The 22,160-nt window shown below is 59.6% G+C and carries 17 protein-coding genes and 1 pseudogene; 8 read left to right on the top strand and 10 right to left on the bottom strand.

Features of this window, described 5'->3' with window-relative positions; all coding sequences use genetic code 11:
* Positions 1 to 246 precede the first annotated feature (246 nt).
* The gene (tyrS, locus tag QBL02_RS11540; RefSeq protein ID WP_282726571.1) at positions 247 to 1,542 is read right to left on the bottom strand and encodes a tyrosine--tRNA ligase; all 1,296 of its coding nucleotides are present in this window, start codon (positions 1,540 to 1,542) and stop codon (positions 247 to 249) included.
* A gap of 252 nt (positions 1,543 to 1,794) precedes the next feature.
* Here tyrS and QBL02_RS11535 point away from each other — a divergent pair.
* Both QBL02_RS11535 and QBL02_RS11530 read left to right on the top strand, forming a co-directional pair.
* Positions 1,795 to 2,463: pseudogene (locus QBL02_RS11535) on the top strand (ABC transporter ATP-binding protein); the annotation flags it as partial.
* Positions 2,464 to 2,753: 290 nt separating this feature from the next.
* On the top strand, positions 2,754 to 4,082 hold the full coding sequence (locus QBL02_RS11530; protein ID WP_282726566.1) for an FtsX-like permease family protein: 1,329 nt from the start codon (positions 2,754 to 2,756) through the stop codon (positions 4,080 to 4,082).
* Between the two features lie 76 nt (positions 4,083 to 4,158).
* Here QBL02_RS11530 and argH read toward each other — a convergent pair whose 3' ends face one another.
* Complete coding sequence (argH, locus tag QBL02_RS11525) at positions 4,159 to 5,595, bottom strand: argininosuccinate lyase (RefSeq protein ID WP_282726565.1); 1,437 nt, start codon at positions 5,593 to 5,595, stop codon at positions 4,159 to 4,161.
* Between the two features lie 26 nt (positions 5,596 to 5,621).
* Positions 5,622 to 6,338 carry a TetR/AcrR family transcriptional regulator gene (locus QBL02_RS11520; RefSeq protein WP_282726564.1) on the bottom strand — a complete coding sequence of 239 codons (717 nt, stop codon included), beginning with the start codon at positions 6,336 to 6,338 and terminating at the stop codon, positions 5,622 to 5,624.
* 613 nt (positions 6,339 to 6,951) lie between these two features.
* On the opposite strand from QBL02_RS11520, the gene QBL02_RS11515 reads away from it, so the two are divergent.
* Positions 6,952 to 7,392: a hypothetical protein gene (locus QBL02_RS11515; RefSeq protein WP_282726563.1), complete on the top strand. Its 441-nt coding sequence runs from the start codon at positions 6,952 to 6,954 to the stop codon at positions 7,390 to 7,392.
* Positions 7,393 to 7,561: 169 nt separating this feature from the next.
* Here QBL02_RS11515 and argF read toward each other — a convergent pair whose 3' ends face one another.
* The 3 genes from argF to typA all read right to left on the bottom strand — a co-directional run bounded on the left by argF (position 7,562) and on the right by typA (position 11,142).
* On the bottom strand, positions 7,562 to 8,482 hold the full coding sequence (gene argF / locus QBL02_RS11510) for an ornithine carbamoyltransferase (protein ID WP_282726562.1): 921 nt from the start codon (positions 8,480 to 8,482) through the stop codon (positions 7,562 to 7,564).
* Between the two features lie 33 nt (positions 8,483 to 8,515).
* A complete protein-coding gene (locus QBL02_RS11505) occupies positions 8,516 to 9,154 on the bottom strand; it encodes a hypothetical protein (RefSeq protein ID WP_282726561.1) in 639 nt (212 codons plus the stop codon).
* Positions 9,155 to 9,231: 77 nt separating this feature from the next.
* Positions 9,232 to 11,142, bottom strand: coding sequence for a translational GTPase TypA (gene typA, locus QBL02_RS11500; RefSeq protein ID WP_282726560.1), 1,911 nt, complete (start codon positions 11,140 to 11,142; stop codon positions 9,232 to 9,234).
* 158 nt (positions 11,143 to 11,300) lie between these two features.
* Between typA and QBL02_RS11495 the strand changes: the two genes are divergently transcribed.
* Together QBL02_RS11495 and QBL02_RS11490 are read left to right on the top strand one after the other, a co-directional pair.
* The gene (locus tag QBL02_RS11495; protein WP_282726559.1) at positions 11,301 to 11,636 is read left to right on the top strand and encodes a metalloregulator ArsR/SmtB family transcription factor; all 336 of its coding nucleotides are present in this window, start codon (positions 11,301 to 11,303) and stop codon (positions 11,634 to 11,636) included.
* A gap of 34 nt (positions 11,637 to 11,670) precedes the next feature.
* Entirely contained in the window at positions 11,671 to 12,660 is a 990-nt protein-coding gene (locus QBL02_RS11490) for an SRPBCC family protein (RefSeq protein WP_282726558.1), read from the top strand.
* A 190-nt stretch (positions 12,661 to 12,850) separates the two neighbouring features.
* On the opposite strand, the gene QBL02_RS11485 is transcribed toward QBL02_RS11490, so the two are convergent.
* Positions 12,851 to 13,792, bottom strand: coding sequence for an arginase family protein (locus QBL02_RS11485; RefSeq protein ID WP_282726556.1), 942 nt, complete (start codon positions 13,790 to 13,792; stop codon positions 12,851 to 12,853).
* Between the two features lie 123 nt (positions 13,793 to 13,915).
* Here QBL02_RS11485 and hutH point away from each other — a divergent pair, with 123 nt between their 5' ends.
* On the top strand, positions 13,916 to 15,481 hold the full coding sequence (gene hutH / locus QBL02_RS11480; protein WP_282726555.1) for a histidine ammonia-lyase: 1,566 nt from the start codon (positions 13,916 to 13,918) through the stop codon (positions 15,479 to 15,481).
* Between the two features lie 293 nt (positions 15,482 to 15,774).
* Entirely contained in the window at positions 15,775 to 16,569 is a 795-nt protein-coding gene (locus QBL02_RS11475) for an IclR family transcriptional regulator (RefSeq protein WP_282726554.1), read from the top strand.
* Positions 16,570 to 16,591: 22 nt separating this feature from the next.
* Here QBL02_RS11475 and QBL02_RS11470 read toward each other — a convergent pair whose 3' ends face one another.
* Complete coding sequence (locus QBL02_RS11470; protein WP_282726552.1) at positions 16,592 to 17,170, bottom strand: TetR/AcrR family transcriptional regulator; 579 nt, start codon at positions 17,168 to 17,170, stop codon at positions 16,592 to 16,594.
* 86 nt (positions 17,171 to 17,256) lie between these two features.
* On the opposite strand from QBL02_RS11470, the gene QBL02_RS11465 reads away from it, so the two are divergent.
* Positions 17,257 to 18,594, top strand: a complete 1,338-nt coding sequence (locus tag QBL02_RS11465; protein WP_282726551.1) for an MFS transporter — start codon at positions 17,257 to 17,259, stop codon at positions 18,592 to 18,594.
* Here the strand turns inward: QBL02_RS11465 and QBL02_RS11460 are convergent.
* Together QBL02_RS11460 and QBL02_RS11455 are read right to left on the bottom strand one after the other, a co-directional pair.
* On the bottom strand, positions 18,542 to 20,563 hold the full coding sequence (locus tag QBL02_RS11460; protein WP_282726550.1) for a heavy metal translocating P-type ATPase: 2,022 nt from the start codon (positions 20,561 to 20,563) through the stop codon (positions 18,542 to 18,544). The two genes, QBL02_RS11465 and QBL02_RS11460, sit on opposite strands and share 53 nt — an antisense overlap.
* 122 nt (positions 20,564 to 20,685) lie before the next feature.
* Complete coding sequence (locus QBL02_RS11455; RefSeq protein WP_282726570.1) at positions 20,686 to 22,053, bottom strand: amino acid permease; 1,368 nt, start codon at positions 22,051 to 22,053, stop codon at positions 20,686 to 20,688.
* Positions 22,054 to 22,160: the final 107 nt, after the last annotated feature.

Genomic DNA, 22,160 nt, shown 5'->3' with positions numbered 1-22,160 from the left:
CCACACCCCAACCAACCCCACGGCGTGTCACCCCAAAACCCAAAAACCAGACGGCGTGTCGCAACCCACCACACCCACGACCAACCACCACCACACAAATACCCGCAACCGGCAGCGCCAACCCTCACCCAACCGCCGCCCACTCCACAAAGAAGCAGCACCCGCACTCAAACAAAAAGAGACGGGCCGCAGCTTTTCAACTACGACCCGTCTCTACCTCTCGCGATCCAGCGCAAGAACTACAAGTTATGCACGAACACCAGCAAGCGTCTTCTTTCCACGACGCAACACAGCAAACTTGCCGTGCAGCAGATCGCTTGAAGAAAGCGTCGCATCCTCGGCAGTGATCTGCACGTTATTCACGTACACACCACCCTGCTTAATTGCACGACGTGCTTCAGTCACGCTTGGCACCAGGTTTGCCTCAACCAAAAGCTGAGCAACCTGAGCATCAACGACACCAGCATCAGCACCGCTCGCCACCGGCAGCTCATCAAGTGCCGCCTCAAGCGTTGCCGCATCGAGCGCGGTCAGATCGCCCTGACCAAACAGAGCCTCGGAAGCGAGAATCGCAGCGTCAACCGCAGCCGATCCGTGCACCAAAGTAGTTACCTCAAGGGCAAGCTTCTTCTGAGCTGCGCGACGGAATGGCTCCTCAGCGACGAGACGCTCGTACTCTTCAATCTCAGCACGGGACATGAACGTGAACACCTTGAGACGATCAATCACATCGGCGTCAGCCTGGTTCAGCCAGAACTGGTAGAAGCGGTAAGGCGAGCACATCTCGGCATCGAGCCAGATTGCGTTGCCCTCACTCTTACCAAACTTGGTGCCGTCAGAGTTCGTGATCAGCGGTGTGCCGATTGCGTGCGCCGACTTGCCCTCAACCTTACGAATCAGATCGGTTCCGCTGGTCAGGTTGCCCCACTGATCGCTGCCGCCCGACTGCAGTTTGCAATCGTACTGACGGAAGAGCTCAAGGTAGTCGTAACCCTGCAGAATCTGGTAGCTGAATTCGGTGTAGCTAATACCTTCATCTGAATTCAGGCGAGCGGCAACGGCATCTTTCTTGAGCATGGTGCCCACACGGAAGTGCTTACCAATCTCACGCAAGAAGTCGATTGCCGAAAGCGGTGCGGTCCAATCGAGATTGTTCACGAGACGCACTGCGTTCTCGCCCTCGCCAGAAAGGAAACGCGATACCTGACCCTGCAGGCGCTTGACCCATTCCTCGACTGTGTCGCGACTGTTGAGGGTTCGCTCAGCGGTTGGGCGAGGGTCACCAATAAGTCCGGTTGATCCACCGACGAGGCCAAGAGGCATATGCCCCTTGAGCTGCAGTCGACGCAGCAGCAAAAGCTGTACGAGGTTGCCAAGGTGCAGGCTCGGTGCGGTTGGATCAAATCCGCAATAATACGTGAACGGAGCACCCTCGAGCAGCTCAGAAAGCGCCTCGGGGTCGGTCGATACGTGCACCAGCCCGCGCCACTCCAGCTCGTCCCAAAGGGTCGCGAAGCTGTCATCATTGCGCTGGGCCGACATGATCTCGGCTCGTTCATCAATTACAGACACGACAACAATCGTACCGGGTATTGGTACGAAGCGACGACTCGGCGAACCGTCTGCTTTTCGCGTCGGATCGCCCGGCCCCACTCAGCGGTCGTATTGACGCTTACTCCCCCTAGAGACTCACACCAAGTAGCACTTTCAGACTGCCCCACCTCAGCCGCTGGTACGATCGGCTCGGCACTGCAGTCCGATGACTTTCCTGTCATACGCTCGCAAACTTGAAGTATGAACGCACCAACTCTCCAAGCGCAGCTGCTTACCAAGCAATACGGATCAACCCGCGCACTCGACGGCGTCTCGCTCGAGATTGCGCCAGGCACCTCCACAGCAATCATGGGTGCCTCTGGCTCAGGCAAAACTACCCTGTTGCATGTGCTCGCTGGAATCTTGTTGCCTGATTCTGGCACGGTCTCTTTCGAAGGGGTACCGATCACATCGGTCAATGACCGCGAGCGCAGTCGCTTGCGTCGCGATCAATTTGGGTTTGTGTTTCAGCAAGGGCTCCTCCTGCCAGAACTCACCGCGATCGAAAACGTCGCTCTCGCGCTCATGCTGCAGGGCCAGTCAAAGAGCCAAGCAATTGGGCCGGCGGCACATGCCCTCGCAACTCTTGGATTGTCAGGGCTTGAGGATCGCCGAATCGGTGAGCTTTCAGGCGGCCAAGCGCAACGCGTCGCAATCGCGCGCGCCCAGGTGACCGGCGCAAAAGTGGTGTTCGCCGACGAACCAACCGGCGCACTCGATTCATCCACCTCATCCGAGGTAATGGATGCGCTCTTGGCCTCGACGGTTGCGCAGGGTCGCACCCTGGTCATGGTGACGCACGATGCCACAGTTGCCGCACGATGCCAGCGGGTGATCTCGGTGCGCGACGGCCAAATCGTGTCTGATAGTGCTGGCACCATGCAGCGCCCGATCACGCCTCTTGCTGATCCGCTGGCTGCACCGCAAGCGATGCCGGTGCCGCAACCCCAGTACATGCAGCAGTACGCGCAGCCGATGCCACCACAGCAGTACGCACAACCGGTAACACCACCGCAGTACGCACAACCGGTAACACCACCGCAGTACGCACAACCAGTGACACCACAGCAGTACGCACAACCAGTGACACCACCACAGTACTCGCAGCCGCACTACCAACAGCCCCCAGCCGTTGAGAACAACTCGAACGGGGCTGACCGTTGATCTTCAGAATTTACAGACTGCTCGCGCGGCCAAGTAAACAAGGGCTTGGCGCCCTGCTGCTGCCAGGCGTCGCGTTTGCCTGCGTTACCGCGCTCCTCACCATTGTGCTCGGGGGCGCTCAAACCTTCTGGCTGTACACGGACGACATGGCTGGCCTTTACCAACTCTTCACGGTGATGGCCCTGGTGATGATGGGCATTCCGCTCATTTCGCTCGGCGCTGCGGCAGCCAAGCTCTCGGCGCGCAGGCGGGATCACCGTCTTGCCACGCTTCGCTTGTTGGGTGCCACCTCAACAACCACTTCTGCACTGGCGGTGCTTGAAGCAGCATCGATCGCGTTGATCGGTTCAATTGTTGGAGTGCTGCTCGCCCTGGCAGCCAGCCCACTGATTGGCCTGATTCATTTCCGTGGCGAAGCCCTCGGCACTGCCGCAGTGCTGCTGCCCGTTTGGGCGGCGATCGCGGTGGTCCTTGCCGTCGTGATCATCGCCACGCTGAGCGCAGTGCTCAGCCTGCGCCGAGTAAACATTTCACCGCTCGGCGTTGCACTCAAACAGCAGGCACCATCACTGCCGTGGCTACCTGCCCTGATCGCGGTGGTCGGAATCATCTTGGCCAGCCTCGTGATGAGCAATATCGCCTCACTCGGCGGCCTCGCCGGCATGATTACCGGCATAGGTATTGCGCTCACCATCACGCTCTTCGCCATTGACGTAATCGGCACCTGGGTGCTCGGAATGTTCGCCCGTCGTTTGGCAAAGAAAGCCCAAAAACCCGCTCAAATGTTGGGGGCTCGTGCGATCCTCGAATCCCCTCGCGCGGCTTGGCGTCAGCTGTCGGGTGTTGCGGTTTCTAGTTTTGTCGCGGTCTTTGCCGGCGCGGGTGTCGCGTTGCTCGGTCTCGCCGAGGGCAGCGAAAGCGGCACCGGTAACGACGCGGATGCGTTCCTAATCGCAGACATTCGCACAGGAATCATCATCGTGGTGGTCGGAACCTTTGTGATGGTGGCGTGCACGATTGGTGTAAATCAGGCCGCACAGATTCTTGATCGGGCAGACATCTCACGCTCTCTCAGCGTGATGGGCGCACCACTTGAGTTGCAAGACAGCGCCCGAAAACAGGCGGCAATTCGACCGCTGCTCCTGGCTTCGCTCGGCTCAGCCTTGCTCGCCGCTTTCATGCTGCTACCGCTTGTTGGGGCCGCGCTCTTGCTTGCGCCTCTCTCGCTCGCGGTGGTGCTGTCGTCTATCGTGTTCGGGTTTGTGCTGGTACTGGGCGCGCTGCAGGTCACAAAACCGCTGCTGCAGCAGGTGTCAGCCGCATAGTACGCACACCTCAGCAGCGTAAAACACAAAAGCACCCACGAAGAAACCGTGGGTGCTTTTGTGTTTTCAGCGTAGATTAGGCGCGAAACTCACCGATTCGCTCAGCCAGACGAGCCAGCTGCTCGTCAACCCGAATGCGCGCGGTGCCACCGACGCCAACACGAGAATTCACCGAGCCCTCAATTGTGAGCACTTCGCGCACTCCGGGGGTCAGGTGCTCAGAAACCGAGAGCATCTCCTCATCGCTAGGTTCGTGCAGCTCGATACCGCGGTCTTCGCAGTAGCGCACCAACTCACCCGAGATTTCGTGGGCGTCGCGGAAAATTACTCCCTGCTTCACCAGCCACTCAGCAACGTCGGTAGCCAGCGAGAAGCCCTGAGGTGCGAGCTCCGCCATACGCGAAGTGTCAAAACGCATCGTCGCCACCATGCCGGTGAAAGCGGGCAAGAGCACCTCAAGCTGCTGAATCGAGTCAAAGACTGGCTCTTTGTCTTCTTGCAGGTCGCGGTTGTACGCAAGCGGCAGGCCCTTGAGTGTTGCCAGCAGACCGGTCAGGTTGCCGATCAGTCGACCCGACTTGCCGCGTGCAAGCTCGGCAATGTCAGGGTTCTTCTTCTGAGGCATGATGCTCGAACCTGTCGAGTAGCCATCGTGCAATCGTACGAAACCAAATTCTTTGGTGTTCCAGATAATGATTTCTTCGCTGAGGCGCGAGAGGTCGATACCGATCTGGGCGGTGATGAAGGCAAACTCAGCAACCACGTCGCGGGCGGCGGTGCCGTCAATTGAGTTCTCCAGCGGATCGCCGAGGCCAAGTTCGGCTGCCACCAAGCGGGGGTCGAGACCGAGCGAACTACCAGCGAGAGCCCCGCCGCCGTATGGCGAACGGCTGGCGCGTGCCTTCCAGTCGCGCAGGCGCTCAAGATCGCGAATGACTGGCCAGGCGTGCGCAGCAAGCTGGTGCGCGAGCAGCACTGGCTGTGCGTGCTGCAGGTGGGTGCGGCCAGGAAGAATTGCGTCCGGGTGAGCGAGCGACTGATCAAGAATTGCACCGGCGAGATCGAGCAGCAGATTCTCAATCGTGTCGGCGTGATCTAGCAGGTAGAGGCGAACGAGAGTTGCAATCTGATCATTGCGGCTGCGGCCAGCGCGAAGCTTGCCACCGAGTTGTACGCCAGTGATATCAATCAGCAAACGCTCAAGAGCCGAGTGCACGTCTTCGTCTTCTTCGGCAGGCATCGCGCGGCCATCAGCTACGCGGGCCGAAAGCTCATCGAGAGCCGCATGCATGTCACGCAGTTCGTCTTCGCTCAGGTAACCGGCGGCGGCTAGGGCAACAGCGTGTGCCTTCGATCCACGAATGTCATACTGTGCAAGAGTCCAGTCGAATTGGGTCGACTTGCTGAGCAGCTGCAGCTCAGGAGATGGGCCACTGGCAAAACGCCCGCCCCAAAGCGCTCCAGCTTCAGCTGCGCGGTTGCCGGTTTCGTTGTGTTCGTTTGCCTCAGTCACGCTTCAAGCTTAGCGAGCGTTCTGGCTCACGATGCACTCGGGTTGAGGTCGAAGCGCCAAATGGTTGACGTGATCCAACGATCAAGCAGCTCTGCACCGTGCAATGCGAGGTCTGGTCCGAGTTGTTCGAACACCTCGGCACTGATCATGCCGATCAGCGATGACCAGGTTTCAAGGGCGGCAACTCCGAGCACCGGGTCGAAAGTGATGCCAAATTCCGCAGCGCCTGCCGCCAATTCGTTGTGCAGCGCTGCCGAGACAGGCGACAACTTTTGCCCTGGCACTGGGACGGCGCCGCTTTGCAAAGTGCCGCTCGCAAGCAGCCCGATCACCACCGCCATGACTCGCGTGCCAGGTTGGTTCGTCTGCTCGGCGGGAGCTTGATAGCCCGGCACTGGCGTTCCGTAGGCGAGCGCCCAGCGCGCAGGGTGTACGAGCGCCCATTCGCGCATATTTCGCGCGATCATCGCGAACTGTTTGGCGTGCGATGCGCGGCTGCCGGGCGCGAGCAGTGCCGAGTTCGCAAGGTCGTCATAAGCATCAATGATCAGCAAGGTGAGCAATTCGTCCCGGTTGGCCACATGCCGATAGATCGCTGAAGAGGCAACTCCTAGCCCTCGCGCAATCTCGCGAACTGAAAGCGCGGCTGCGCCTACTTCTGCGAGTTGTTCATTGCCTAGGCGCAGGATCCCCTCGCGCATTTGCGCGCGAGCTTCTGCGTGGGTGCGGCGGGGGCGGTTCATGATTCTCAGTTTGGCACGGAACCTTAAGCTGCGCAATTTAGTGAGCACTGATCTTGATATTTCTCCGAATGGTGGGTAGTGTTGCAAACGAATTTTAGAGAGCATTGATCACTAAAGGAAGAAATATGCGCTACCTCATCACCGGAGCAGGTCAAATCGGACGACAACTCGCACTCGACCTCACCGCAGCCGGGCACGAAGTATCCATACTGCGCCGATCCGACAGCCCAATCCCGGGAGCGACCACCATTTCGGGCGACGCCGGCAACCGAGAAACCATTCGCAAAGCCGCCCAAGGAGCAACCGCGATCTTCCACTGCATTCACGCGGCCTACTCGGCAAAAACCTGGCGAGCAGAACTACCACAGCGCGAAACCGCGGTAATGGACATCGCGGCAGAACTTAATATTCCGGTGGTGTTCACTGAGCCTTCGGTCTTGGCGCGCGAAAGCTCAGTGAACACTCTCCCCTCGCGCCAGTTTCACCGCTTGGTGAGGTTCGGGCCGAACTGCTGCGCGCCCGCGCCGCACATCGTGCACGCACGGCCTCAGTTGTTGCCTCGGATCTCTTCGGCCCAACCGCCACCGGCGCGGGTTCCGTCATACTATCGACCGTGGTCGAGCCCGCGAGCAAAGGCAAAAGCGCCTGGGCCCTCGGCGATCCAGACGCAGCCCATGCGGTCACCTACATTCCAGACCTCAGCCGCGCCATGATTGCGGCAGTCCCACTCGCTGCGCCCGGCGGCACAGTACTCATCGCGCCAACCGCACCAGCCCGCACCCTCAGGCAGATGGCGATCGATGCGGCAACGATTGCGGGGCAGCCACGGCCGGAGCGCGCGAAGGTGACGCGTATCCCCCGGGCGATCGTAGCGCTCGGCGGTTTGTTCTCTGCACCAATGCGCGAAATGCACAACCAGCAATACCTCTGGGCAGCACCAAGCACGCTTGAAGCGGGCCGCCTCACGACAGAGTTTGAGTTGCAGCCAACACCCTGGCACGACGTACTTGCCGAGTGGTCCTACACACCCACGACAAGCGCGCAGTCAAACTAGCGCGATTTCACCGAGTGGATACGTTGTCATCGAATGGATACGCGGGGGCAGCGCGAAACCCGCCGATTTGCGAACAACGTATCCACTCGCCGCAAGAGCATGGGGGTGCGAAAGTGCGAAAGTGCGGGCACGGGAAAGCCCCTTGGCCGGGGCGTTCACTTCAATTGCTTTAGCGGGCGAGCAACCAAGCCATGAGCGCTTTTTGAGCGTGCACACGGTTTTCTGCCTCGTCCCAGACAGCGCTCTGCGGACCGTCAATAACCTCAGGCGCAACCTCGTATTCGCGGTACGCGGGCAGGCAATGCAAGAAGATCGCGTCATCGTCGGCGCGAGCCATCAGCTCAGGCGTCACACGATAGGCGCCAAACGTCGCAATGCGTGAGGCTTTCTCGGCCTCTTGCCCCATCGAAACCCACGTATCAGTAATGACTACATCGGCACCAGCAACGGCGGCCTCTGCGTCTGCCGTAACAGTGACGCTGCCACCGGTTTCAGCGGCGATACGCTTCGCGTCTTCAACAATGTCGGCGCGCGGCTGGAAACCCTCGGGGCCGGCAACACGAATGTGCATACCCGCGGTCGCAAAGCCAAGCAGGTACGAGTGCCCCATATTGTTTGCGGCATCACCGAGGTACGTCGCGGTGAGTCCTTTCAGATCGCCCTTGCGCTCGCGCACGGTTTGCAGATCGGCCAAAATCTGGCACGGGTGAAAATCATCGCTCAACGAATTGATCACGGGCACACTCGCGTTGGCCGCCATCTCTTCAAGACCCGCGTGATCAAAGGTGCGCCACACAATGAGCGACACCATACGCGAGAGCACCTTGGCAGTGTCGCTAATGGATTCTTTGGCACCAAGCTGCGCCTCACCGGGGTTCACGATGATCGCATTGCCGCCGAGCTCTGCAACACCTGCCGCGAAACTAAAACGGGTTCGCGTACTCGTCTTGTCAAAGAACACTGCAGCGCTCTTGGGACCCTCAAGGGGTCGCTCCGCGAATCGGTCTTCTTTCAGCCTTGCGGCAAGCTCGAGCACCTCAAGCTGCTCGGCTGGAGAAAGATCGTCATCGCGAAGAAAATGCCTAGTCACTCTCTAAGCCTAGTATCCAGAAAGCAGCGTAGGTTACGCAGCGTACAGCAGCGCAAGCACTGAAAGGTTCGGCTGGTCACGCCAGGTACCACGAAGCGAGTATTGGTCTTCACCAGCTTGCAGCGCTGGATCAACCACTCGCACAATGTCGAGCACCGCAAGGTCGGCCTCTACCCGAGTGCGCGATCCAACGTTTTCTAGCGTCGCGCTCTCCAGGTTCGGAACCAAGTCACCAGCTTTACCGGAACCCTCAATACGGACCGCTGGATCACGTAGCTTCTGAGTGCCGTCGGCGCCCTGCACAAATTCTTCTGCCTGTGGCGCACCGGTCGCAATAAGTTCTGCAATAACCGCGCGATAGACCGGATCGCCAGCAGCATCGCTGATCCAACGGGTGCCGAGCACGCCGTGCTCTGAAGTTCCCATCACAGCGGCCTCGCCGCCCTCGCGCAGAGATCCGCGATAGGTCATTGGCACGTGGTACACGGTGTCGCCACCCGCAGTGACGAGCACGCCTTCGAGGCCAACCTCGCCCGCGGGATCGTCAAGGCGGTATCCGCCAAGGCTTTCGAGTCTGCTCGCGTCACCGTCAAACCAGGACTGCGTCGGCAGCCAGGCGGCAATCACTTCGAGTTTGCTTGGGGCCATCGTGGTCTGGTGCATCAGTGCCATGCCCCGATCCTACGCCCTAAAAACGTGTAGGGGGTAGCGGCCAGATGGCCACTACCCCCTACACGAAAGCAGAAATGCTACTTGGCGAGCTGCTGCTTCAGCTTGCTCGCTGCACGAGCGCGAGTCGTCGCATCGAGGTGCACCTTGCGGATACGCACAACCTCGGGAGTGACCTCAACACACTCGTCTTCGCGAGCAAATTCGAGCGACTCTTCGAGAGTCAGAATGCGAGGAGGAGTCATCGACTCGAAGGTGTCAGCGTTCGCCGAACGCATGTTCGTGAGCTTCTTTTCCTTCGTGATGTTCACGTCCATGTCTTCGCTGCGCGAGTTCTCGCCGATGACCATGCCTTCGTAGACCTCAGCGGTTGGCTGCACGAAGAAGCTCATGCGCTCCTGCAGAGCAATCATTGCGAACGGGGTCACTACACCTGGACGGTCAGCAACAATCGAACCGTTGTTGCGGGTCACGATTGGGCCAGCCCACTCGGCGTAGCCGTGCGCGATTGCGTTGGCGATACCAGTGCCGCGGGTTTCGGTCATGAACTCGCTGCGGAAGCCGATCAGGCCGCGCGACGGAACGATGAATTCCATACGCACCCAGCCGGTGCCGTTGTTGACCATGTTCTCCATACGACCCTTACGAGCTGCGAGCAGCTGCGTGATCGCACCAAGGTGCTCTTCTGGGGTGTCGATGGTCAGGTGCTCGTAAGGCTCGTGCGTCTTGCCGTCGACCTCGCGGGTAACCACCTGTGGCTTGCCAACGGTGAGCTCGAAGCCTTCGCGTCGCATGTTCTCAACGAGAATTGCGAGAGCCAACTCGCCGCGGCCCTGCACCTCCCAAGCGTCTGGACGGCCGGTGTCGATGACGCGAAGCGAAACGTTACCGATGAGCTCACGGTCAAGGCGATCCTTGATCATACGAGCGGTCAGCTTGTGGCCCTTCACCTTGCCAACGAGTGGCGAGGTGTTTGCACCAATAGTCATCGAGATCGCTGGCTCGTCAACCGTGATGGTTGGCAGCGGGCGAACGTCTTCTGCGTCGGCGATGGTCTCACCAATGGTGATGTTTTCAATACCAGCGATGGCTACGATGTCGCCGGGGCCAGCCTGCTCAGCTGGGTAGCGGGTAAGCGCCTTGGTCAGCATCAGTTCGGTGATACGAACGTTTGCAACGGTGCCATCGTGCTTCACCCAAGCAACGCTCTGGCCCTTCTTGATCCAGCCGTTGTGCACGCGGAGCAGTGCAATACGGCCAAGGAACGGTGAAGAGTCGAGGTTGGTGACGTGCGCCTGCAGCGGGTGCTCATCGTCGTAGCTTGGCGCTGGCACACGCTCAAGAATGGTCTCGAAGAGTGGTTCGAGGTCTGGGTTGTCAGGCAGCTCACCGTCGGCTGGACGGGTGTGGCTTGCGGCTCCCGCGCGACCCGAGAGGTACACGGTAGGTACGTCGAGCACTGCGTCAACGTCGATCTCTGGGTTTTCTTCGCTCAGATCACTGGCGAGTCCGAGCAGGAGGTCCTGAGCTTCGCCCTCGACCTCTTCGATACGAGCATCGGGGCGGTCGGTCTTGTTGACCGCGAGGATCACTGGCAGTTTCGCCTCAAGTGCCTTGCGCAGCACGAAGCGGGTCTGTGGCAGCGGGCCCTCACTTGAGTCGACGAGCAGCACAACGCCGTCAACCATTGAGAGTGCGCGCTCTACCTCGCCACCGAAGTCGGCGTGGCCTGGGGTATCGACCACGTTAATGGTGATCGGACCGTTCTTCGCGTGCACGCCCTCGTAGCTGATGGCGGTGTTCTTCGCGAGAATGGTGATGCCCTTTTCGCGCTCGAGATCGTTCGAGTCCATCACGCGGTCATCTACGTCAGCGTGCGCGTCAAAGCTGTTGGTCTGACGCAGCATGGCGTCAACAAGGGTCGTCTTGCCGTGGTCAACGTGTGCGACGATAGCGACATTACGAAGGTCTTCGCGTGTGGCGAGAGCCATATTAAGGGTTCCTAACGAACGAAAATTTGCAACGTTCTATATTACATGCACAAAAGTGTACGTTTTCTAGCCAAAACCTCACCCTATCTCGTCGCAACTGCGAATTGCCCGCTTCGCACCCTTGACGCGTGGTGATCCTGCGTTTAATCTGAAACCAAATGGTTGCATATACTCTCTCAGACGACGCGGTGGATCGCATCTTCAAAGCGCTCGCCGACCGCACAAGGCGCGACATCGTGCGCCGCACGCTCACGCAGCAAGCCTCAATCTCAGAGCTAGCGCGAGAGTACGACATGTCATTTGCGGCAGTACAAAAACACGTTGCAGTACTTGAAGCGGCAGATCTCGTCGCCCGCATCCCCAAAGGAAGGGAGCGCATCATTCAGGGAAACCCCGAAGCAATACGCCGAGCCCAACAGCTACTCGGTCACTTTGAAGAGATTTGGCGAGGCCGCATCGACCGACTCGATGCACTGCTCGCAACAGACAACTAACCCGCAACACCCAAAACGCGAAAAGAGACAAACCATGCCTATCACCTCGGTAGATATCGACCCCCAAGCGCTCACACTCACCGTGATCGCCGATTTCACCGCCCCCGTGCGCAAACTCTGGGACGCCTACCTCGACCCCCGCCAAATCGAACGATTTTGGGGCCCACCAACCCACCCAGCAACCTTCACCCGCCACGACGGATTTACCGGCGGACTCACGAAATACCACATGACCGACCCCGAAGGTCAGACCTACCACGGCTACTGGAACTGGGTAGCAGTAGAAGAAGGAATCTCATTCGAAGTGCGCGACGGATTCGCGGGCGAAGACGGCAACCCAAACCCCGAGCTACCGACAACCCGGGCCACATTCGAATTTTCGCCAACCGCACTTGGCTCACGCCTCGTCACCACCTCATACTTTGATTCACTCGAAGAACTTGAGCAACTGCAAGCAATGGGCATGGTCGAAGGCATGAGTTCTGCCATGGGCCAGATCGACGGCGTACTCGCAGACCTTGCCTCATTCGCATTTGGCAACAGCACCGAAACCCAGCTGATCGGCGACACTCAAGCCCGAGTTTCACGCGTAGTACGCGGCACCGTCGCGCAGATCTGGCAGGCCTTCACCGACGAAGCGCTACTGCGCCGCTGGCAGCTCGGCCCAGACGGATGGGAAATGACCGTATGCGAAGTCGGTTCGAAAGCAGGAGACACCATGCGGACCCAGTGGCGCGAAACCCAATCGGGTGAAAGCTTCGGGTTCACCGGCGAAGTGCTCGAAATCACGCCGCCACAGCGGCTCGTCACGACCGAGCGCATGGTCTCCCCCGCCGATCAAAACGGCGAGGAAAGCCCAGAGACCATCAACGAGTTGACACTTACACCAGTAGAAGGTGGCACGCTTGCCGCCTACCTCATCACCTACCCAAGCACTGAGGTACGCGAGATGATTCTCGCAACCGGCATGGCGGAGGGGCTGGAAATCAGCTTCGTGCGGCTTGAACGTGAGGTGCTTGCGTAACACGTATGAGTGGACAAGGCCGATAGAGGCGAGAGCCATTTCTGGCTCTCGTTCGGCCTCGTCCTGTGCCCGTCTCGGGCACAGTCATTCCGTCATCCTGTGGCCGTAAAGGGAGTTGCCGGATCTCACTAGGCTCTAAGCGCGAAGAGATCCTGCCATCCGCTTCGCGGCCGCAGGAGGACGACTGGGGTTACGCCCGAAGGGCGAGACCAGCAGCGGCTTCGAGTACCAGCAGCGCCGAAAGTCGAACGGTGCGCGCATCATCACTGTCTGCCGTGGCGTCAACCTCGGCAATATCGAGGCCACGCACGCGGTGATCCGCTGCGAGCAAGCGAGCAATGCGACGCAGTTCGTGCGCCTGCAAACCACCAGGAACAGAAGCTGGGCAGCCAGGCGCCACGCTGCGATCACACACGTCAACATCGAGGTCGACGTGAATTGCGCCGCCCCCACCGCCAGCGATTGCGAGAGCTTCGGCGGTGATTTCCGCGAGCGGGCGATCATGCAGTTCATCGCGGTGGATCACCGTGATGCCGAGGTCTTTCGCACGCTGCCGGTAGGCCTGCGAATTGGCGAAGTCGGCGATGCCGATCTGCACAATGTGCCGCGGATTCAGGCCCATCTCGATCAGCCGGCGAACCGGTGAGCCGTTGCTTCGACCGTCACGCAGATCGTGATGAGCGTCAAGGGTGATGAGGCCCGCCGACGCAAGGCCACCGTGCGCCTCGGCCACGCCGAGTGCCGCCGGAACAGTGCATGCGTTGTCGCCGCCGAGCGCGACCACGAGTTCCGACTTCGCCGCGAGTTCGGTGATGAACTTGGCCGCGGCAATCTCGCCGTCTTCAGTATCGGGGTCGGCGACGTCGCCGGCGTCTGCGATGTTCAAGGCTTCGTGCAGCACAATCTCGGTTTCACTGCCACGGTGCCCTGGCGATCCAGCGGCGACAATGTGGGTGGAGTATTTGCGCAAGGCTTCGCGAATGGCCGCGGGTGTTTCGTGCGCGTTTGTTGCCGAAATTGAGGTCTTGCTGGTTGGCACACCAACGATGGTGAGATCGGTGCTTTCACCTGGGGTCGACCACGCACCTGCGCGTGGCCAGAGGGGATCAATTGGAAGCTTCGTGCTGCTCATGATTCGACTCTAAGCATCTGGGCTTGGATCTCGACGTGAATGTCACGCGCACAGTCTGGGATTCCGGACAATACTCAGCTGCGCGAGCTACCCGCGCGAATGAAAGTGGGCTGAAATCGATTCATGAGCAACACAGTGATCCTCGGAGCAGCACCCCTCACCGTCGCCGACGTTGTTGCGGTCGCCCGCCATGACGCCCAAATCAGCATTGATGCCGCCGCCCTCGAGCGTATCGCCGAGAGCCGTCGCATGATCGAAGAACTCGCGAACGACACCCGGCCACACTATGGCGTTTCGACCGGATTCGGCGCACTCGCAAAAGTTCAGATTCCCACCGAGAAGCGCCAGCAGCTACAGCGCAGCCTGATCCGTTCACACGCGGCCGGCACCGGCCCCGAAGTAGAGCGAGAGGTCGTCCGCGCTCTCATGCTGCTGCGCCTGAACACACTCGCCAGCGCACGCACCGGCGTACGTCCGGTAGTCGCAGAAACCTACGCGGCAATTATCAACGCAGGCATCACCCCAGTAGTACACGAGTACGGTTCCCTCGGCTGCTCAGGAGACCTCAGCCCGCTTGCACACTGCGCACTCACCCTGATGGGTGAAGGCCAAGTTCGAGTGAGCACCGACCCGCACACCGCACCAATCGACGCAGCCAAGGCACTCGCTGATGCCGGCATCGAACCACTCGTGCTCGCCGAAAAAGAGGGCCTCGCCCTCATCAACGGCACCGACGGCATGCTCGGCATGCTGTGCCTGGCACTGCACGACCTCACCAAGCTGTTCAAAACCGCAGACTTCGCCGCGGCCGCAAGCGTTGAAGCACTCACCGGCACCGACGCCGTATTTGCTGCCGAACTTCACGAACTGCGCCCGCACCCAGGGCAGGCCGCGGCCGCCTCAAACATGGCGAGCGTACTGAAAGACTCGACACTTGTGCAGCGCCCGCAAGAGGGCGAATTCACTCGCGTGCAAGATGCCTACTCACTGCGCTGCGCACCCCAGGTGCACGGCGCCGCTCGCGACACCGCAGAGCACGCAGCTCGCGTCGCATCGGTTGAGCTGCGTTCAGCAGTCGACAACCCGGTAGTGCTGCCAGACGGTCGCGTTGAGTCGAACGGCAACTTCCACGGCGCACCGGTTGCCTACGTACTCGACTTCCTGGCAATTGCTGTCGCCGACCTCGCCTCGATCAGCGAGCGTCGCACCGACCGTTTTCTCGACGTCTCCCGCAACCACGGCCTGCCACCGTTCTTGGCAGCAGACGCGGGTCTTGACTCCGGCCTGATGATTGCGCAGTACACCGCAGCCGGCATCGTATCCGAACTGAAGCGACTGGCGAACCCAGCATCGGTCGACTCGATCCCGTCATCTGCGATGCAGGAAGACCACGTCTCAATGGGCTGGCACGCAGGGCGCAAGCTACGCCGCGCTATCGACGGCCTGACCCGCGTGCTGGCGATCGAGCTTCTCGCTTCGACCAGGGCACTCGATTTCCGTGCCGCTTCGGCCAGCGGATCCCCCGCCGCAGCAACCGCTGCCGTGCACGAACTATTCCGTAGCCGCATTTCGGCGCCTAACACCGATGGTTTCCTTTCACCGGACATCAACGCCGCATATGACTTTGTGCTCGCAGGCGATGTGGTGACGGCAGCCGAATCAGCCCTGGGCGGCGCAAAGCTCAGCTAATTCGCCCGCAGCGCGGCTGCGCCGCGTTGCTGCGTGGCTGGGCTGCGTTGCTGCGTGGCCGCACCGCCCAGTTGCGCGCGCCGAGTGGATACGTTGTCACCCAGTGGATACCTGGGAGCTCGACACAACGTATCCACTCGGCAACAACGTATCCACTCGCGCGCTGATGCTGTGGTTGGCGCTGAGGCTGACGTTTACGTTTACGTTTACGTTTACGTTTACGCTGACGTTTACGAGAACAGCGTCGCCACTTTCAAAGACAACGCCGCAAGGCCAGCGAGTAGGCTCAAGACATGACCCAGCCCAAGGTTCCGGCGGCAGATCAGACGCTGCGAATCCTGAGCATGCTTGCTGCCGCTCGCGGGCCGATGCCGGCCAGCATGATCGCCTCGCAGCTCGATCTGCCGCGATCCACCGTCTACCACTTGCTAGGCGCCATGCAAGAACACGGTTTTGTGATGCACCTGCCCGAAGAACGTCGCTATGGCCTCGGCATCGCAGCCTTCGAACTGAGTTCGGCATACACCAGACAAGAACCGCTTGCCCGCATTGGTCGACCACTTATCGCTGCACTCGTTGACCGGCTCGGTTTTAGCGGCCACCTTGCGGTGCAGCACGGCCGCGATGTGCTTTACATCATCGAGGAGCGCGCAAAGGGTGCGCCAGCGCTGATCACCGATGTAAATGTGCGCCTGCCGGCACACCTCACTGCAAGCGGCAGAGCGATCCTCGCGGCGCTCTCAAAGCCCCAATTGCGCGCACTTTACCCAAACAAAGACGCATTCGTGCATCGCGCCGACGTCGCCACTGGGTTGCCCGAGACAGAGACGATCGATCGATATTCCCGTTTGCGCACCGTGCTCGACGCGACGATTACTCGCGGATTCGCGGTTGAACACGGCTCGGTTACCCTCGGATTCTCGTCGGTATCTGTGCCGGTACTCGATCACCGTGAGCTACCGGTGGCAGCTATCGCCGTAACGTTTCGAGATGAAGAGGTTGCCGAGGATCGCCTTGCCGAACTCGCCGACGAAGTTCGGGGCGCTGCACGCACACTTTCTTCGCGCATTCACGGGCGCGGGCGGTAAGCATCAACCTCGTTACGTGCAGCTACGGCAGGTCGAGTCCGTTATCGAGCATCGCGAATCCGGCTTCGATCATGCCGATTGGATCGTCGCTCTGTAGTGCGAGCACCTGGATCTGCAGCGCGAATCTTGCGTAGAGCCGCACACTTGCGTTCGGTGGTTCCTGATCTAGTTCTTGGGCGATTTCGACTGCGAGGGCTTCCTCGTGTCGCGTCCACATGCGTGCGCCGTAGTCTCTCAATGCCGGGGTGTTCTCAAGCATTTCCATGAAGCGCTTGGCTCCGTCGCCGTGCTCAAGCATTTCGGCGTGGGTGTCGACGTAGAGCGTTTTTAGTGCTTCAGAAATTGATACACCTGGCGCTCGGTTGCGCACCGCGCCGATCAGCTGTTCCCGCTGTTCGTCGTCTTCGTCAAAAACGATCGCTTCTTTTTGGGAGAAGTGAGCGAACACCGTGGTGGGAGAAACATCGGCAGCATCGGCGATCTCGCGAATACTGACGTTTTCATAACCGCGCTCAAGAAACATGTTTGTTGCGGTGTCAGAGATCAGCTTGCGAGTCGCGGCTTTTTTGCGTTCCCGGCGCCCTGGGCTCACGTTGGTCATGCGGCCATCTTATCGAAGTTGATTCGAAGTTGGACCAGATTCAAAACTGTATTGACTACAAAACTGGTATTGATACACTTTTGCTCATGGCAGCAGAACACACCGCATCAAGCCCGGCTAACAACACACAGCACCGCGCCTGGGCAATGCTCATCTCCATCACCATGCTCAATGTGATTGGCATGACATCCGTGCTGCCAGTGCTGCCATTCTTGGTGCAGAGATACGTAGATACACCCGACCACCTTGCCGTTTGGGTAGGCGTTCTAGAAGCAGTCAATGCACTCTGCGCGTTCATCGTCGCCCCACTCTTCGGCGGCCTCTCCGATCGCTTCGGCAGGCGACCTGTCATTGTGATCGCCACTCTTGGCGCAACGCTCGGATTCCTCACCTTCGGCATCGGCGGGTCAATCTGGGTGCTACTCGCAGGGCGAATCATCCAAGGCATCACGGCCGGAGACATGCCCGCTCTCTTTGCCTACGCGGCCGACATCACGCCACCGAAAGACCGCGCGAAACGTTTTGGCCTACTCGGCGCCCTCAACGGCATCGGATTCATGATCGGACCCGCACTCGGAGGCCTGCTCGCTGCCGTGCACATCGACCTACCCGTATTCTTCACCGCGGCGATGGCCTTCATCGTCGCAACACTGAGCTTCTTCTTTTTGCCAGAAAGCCTGAAACCCGAAAGCCGCACTTCAAAGCTCGAAGTCACCCAGCTGCACCCCTTCTCGGCATTCAAGAAAGCGTTTGTGCGCCCCCAGTTACGGGGGCTACTGGTCGCCGTGATTCTTGTAGGAATCCCGTTCAGCATGTTCGTGAACAACTTCAGCGTGCTCGCACTCGATGAACTCGCATGGACAGCCACAAGCATCGGACTACTCACCTCGTGCATAGGCGTGCTCGACATTGTGCTGCAAGGCGGCCTCATGCAATTACTGCTACCTCGCCTCGGTGAACGCGGCGTGATGATCGCTGGCGTAATCGCACAGGCAGTTGGCCTGCTCGCATTCGCGCTCGTCGCGAGCGTGCTCGCTCAACCCTGGCTTCTGATCATCGGAGCGCTCACCCTCGGCGGGGGCCAGGGGCCGGCCACCGCAGCAATGGACGGCGTGCTTTCACAACAGGTTGGCGAAGACGAACAGGGGTGGGTCGCCGGCGTGATCCAATCACTCAACTCAGGTATCGGCGTGATCGCGCCGCTGCTCGCAGGTTTTCTCTACGCAACAGTTGCGCACTCAGCCCCATATTGGCTCGGATTTGGCCTGGTGATCCTCGCCATAATTGTTATTTCGAAAGCCCCCTTCGCGAGCCCATCACTGCGACGTTCCCGAATCCCAGGCACCTCAGCAACAGCTACTACCGCTGCGACTAGTGCTGAGGCTGCCGCTGCGACTGCCGCACACGAGGGCTCTGCTGAGTAGGGCCCTGATGGGTTCTCGCAAATTTTTGGTCAGCGCGCGTGCCGATTGCTCGGAGGGCTCCGAGGATCGCCACAAGATCGACGAGCTCCTGCATCCAGGCGCCAACAAGCGCTGGCAGGAAGCCAAACGCGGCGACAAGCATGAGCGCAACACTCAAAAGAATGCCCAGCCAAATGCTCTGCAGCGCGATTCGCACGGTATCGCGACCGATCCGCACCGCGTCGGCAACACCCGCAATGGTGTCAAAACGATTGACAATATCAGCTGATTCGCTGGCCGCCGTTGCCCCACGAGCACCCATCGCGAAACCAACGTCTGCGGCGGCAAGCACCGGTGCATCGTTGAGCCCATCGCCAGTCATAATCAATGGCCGCGGAGTGATTGACGCCGCAATCTTCACTTTGTCTGCCGGGGTGCACTCTGCGTGCACCTCAGCGATACCGAGATCATCACCAACCGAACGAGCGGTAGCCTCAACATCGCCGGTCACGATAAGCATACGATCGAGGCCCAACTCTTCAAGCTGCTGCACAGTGCTGAGCGCCTCAGGCCTGAGCGCATCGCGCATGATCAGTGCGCCCGCAAACCGGGCGTCTACGGCAACGTAGATCGCAAGTTCGCCAGGCTCAAGCTCGACTCTCACAAGATCATTCGCGGCCTCTGCTACCCAGGCCGGTTTACCAACCCGAACCTTGCCCCGAACGACACTCTGCATGGCAGTCGCCGATTCAGAGGTCGGTTCAGAGGTCTGCTCAAACGCCGCCTCAAAAGTTGTCTCAAGCGCCTCCTCAAGCGTCGCTTCAACACCGTTCGTAGCGAATTCTTGCGCCTCAGCCATCGCCAGAATCTCAAGCCCGCGATCTTTTGCCGTCTGCACAATAGCGGCAGCAAGCACGTGCGACGAATACACCTCGGCGCTTGCAGCGAATTGCAGCAGTTGATCCTCCGAAACTCCCTCAGCAAGCTGCATCCGAGTGAGCTTTGGCCTGCCTGTTGTCAACGTGCCAGTTTTATCAAACGCGGCCGAGCGAACCCGAGCGAGCTGCTCAAGTGTGCCGCCGCCCTTCACGATGAGACCGTGTCGTGCAGCGCGGCTCATGCCGCCGAGAAACGCGACCGGAGCAGCAATCAGCAGTGGACATGGCGTCGCAACCACAAGCACCTCGGCAAACCGAGTCGGGTTTCCACTCACAATCCATGCGGCCGCAGCGATCCCCAGCGATAGCAGCGTGAACGGCACAGCGTAGCGATCAGCCAGACGCACAGTAGGCGCTTTGCTCTCTTGCGCACGCTCGACCAGCGCCACGATCTGCTGATATTGGCTGTCTGAAGCAAGCGCCTTCGCCCGCAGGTAGATCGCTGTTGAGCCATTCACCACTCCACTCGAAACCACCTCGCCAGCAGCGCGATCAACGGGCAAACTCTCTCCAGTGAGCGAAGACTCATCAAAACTAGCGCTCGGCGAAAGCAGCAGAGCGTCAACCGGCACCACCTCGCCGGGGCGCACCAAAAGCACATCGTTTATGGCGATAGCGTCGACTGGCACCACCTCAAGACTTTCGGCACTTTCAGCATCTGTGGGCATGCCACCGATCACCCTCGTCGCCTGACGTGGAGCGCGATCAAGCAGCGCCACCAGTTCGCGCTTCGAACGGTTTTCCGCATAGTTCTCGAGGGCTTCGCCGCCGGTCAGCATCAACACCACGACAATCGCAGCCCACGGTTCACCAACCAGTACGGCAGCTGTAATCGCGGTCACCGCAAGAATGTCGAGACCAAGGTTTCCCTTCAGCAGCGAGCGCACCATCTGCACTGCTTCACAAGCAGCAATCGCGAGCGCGTAGATTCCGACAACCCACGGAGCGATATCGCGAGCTGGCGTCGCGAGCATCAGCAATCCGACCACGGCGACAACAAGAGTGGTCGCTACAAGAGGGTACGAGCGGATCGCCCGGCGAAATGCGTTCATCACCCCATTCTGCTCTGTTCAGGCATTTTGCGCATCGCAGTGTCGCCTAAGTAAAAGAGCGTGGCCCGCCTGCCGAGCAATTCGGCAAACGGGCCACCAGTTACTGGCTTGAGCTGAGAGGGCTATTTCTCTTCGAGCTCCACCACCGAAATCGGCGCAGTCTCATCAACCAGCTGATACGGCTTTCGCCCGTCGCCCTTCACGAAAACGAAGTAACAAACAGTCAGCAGCGCCACCCAGATCAGGCCGACCCAAAGCGCTGGCCGAGACGCGGGCACGACGCCCACCATCACGATCACAAAGACAATAAATCCAACGGTGAGCCACGACGCCACCGGCCAGAACGGAACCGGGAATTCGCTTGGTAGACGCTTTTCGCGAGCAATCTCTCGCTTCATACGAATATGCGCAATCAGAATAACCAACCACACCAGAACCGTCGCGAAGGTCGCGAGTGCACCAAGCAAAAAGAGCACCTGATCCGGGTAGAAGAAATTCAATACAACACCGATCAACAGGCCAACGATCATTGTTGCGACAGTCATGATCGGCACGCCGTTGCGAGTGGTCTTAGTGAATGATCGTGGGGCCTGACCCTGCTCGGCGAGGCCGTGCAGCATACGGCCAGCACCGAAAATGTCAGCGTTCATGGCCGAAAGGGCTGCCGTCACCAGAATCACGTTGAAGACCGCGGCAGCCGCTTGGAAACCGATGGACTCAAAGATCGACACGAAAGGACTGGTCTCACCCGTAATCTCGTTCCAAGGCTGGATGCACATGATCACGCCGAGCGTGAGTACATAGAAGAGCAGGATACGCAGCGGAACCGAGTTGATCGCCTTCGGCAGCACCTTCTTCGGGTTCTGCGCCTCACCCGCGGTGACGCCAATGATCTCAATGCCGCCGAACGCAAACATCACGATGGTGAATGAGGCGATGAGCCCCCACAAACCATTCGGCATAAACCCACCATGCTCAACAAGGTTTTGTGGGCCCATCTGGTCATGGCCTGCGATGCCGAAACCGAAAAGGATCACGGCGACACCCGCGACGATCAGCGCAATGATTGCGACGATCTTAATCAGAGCAAACCAGAATTCAAGCTCACCAAAGACTTTTACGCCGATGAGGTTAATCGCGGCAATAAAGAAAACCACTGCGAGCACCCACACCCACTGCGAGACATCTGGGAACCAGAAGCGCATGTACAGGCCGATGGCGGTGGCATCAAACACTGCCACCAAGAACATCTCGAAGGCGAAGCTCCAGCCAACCAAAAAGCCGGCAAAAGGGTGAATATAGCGCGAGGCATACTGGCCGAATGAGCCCGACACCGGGTGCCGCACCACCATTTCGCCGAGCGCACGCATCACCATGAAGACGGCCGCGCCGCCAATAATGTAGGCGATCAGCACGGCTGGGCCAGCGGTTTGGATCGCGCCAGACGAGCCCATAAACAGGCCCGTGCCGATTGCCGAACCAAGCGCCATAAAACGAATATGGCGGGCCGTGAGGCCACGCTTCAAACCATTGTCTGGGTTCGTTGCGGTCGCTGTTTCAAAGTCACCAGCATGCACGGTGGGGCTACCACCGGCAT

The sequence above is a fragment of the Leucobacter sp. UT-8R-CII-1-4 genome (assembly GCF_030010235.1).
Lineage (GTDB): Bacteria > Actinomycetota > Actinomycetes > Actinomycetales > Microbacteriaceae > Leucobacter.
This window is presented reverse-complemented; position numbering and strand designations above follow the sequence as displayed.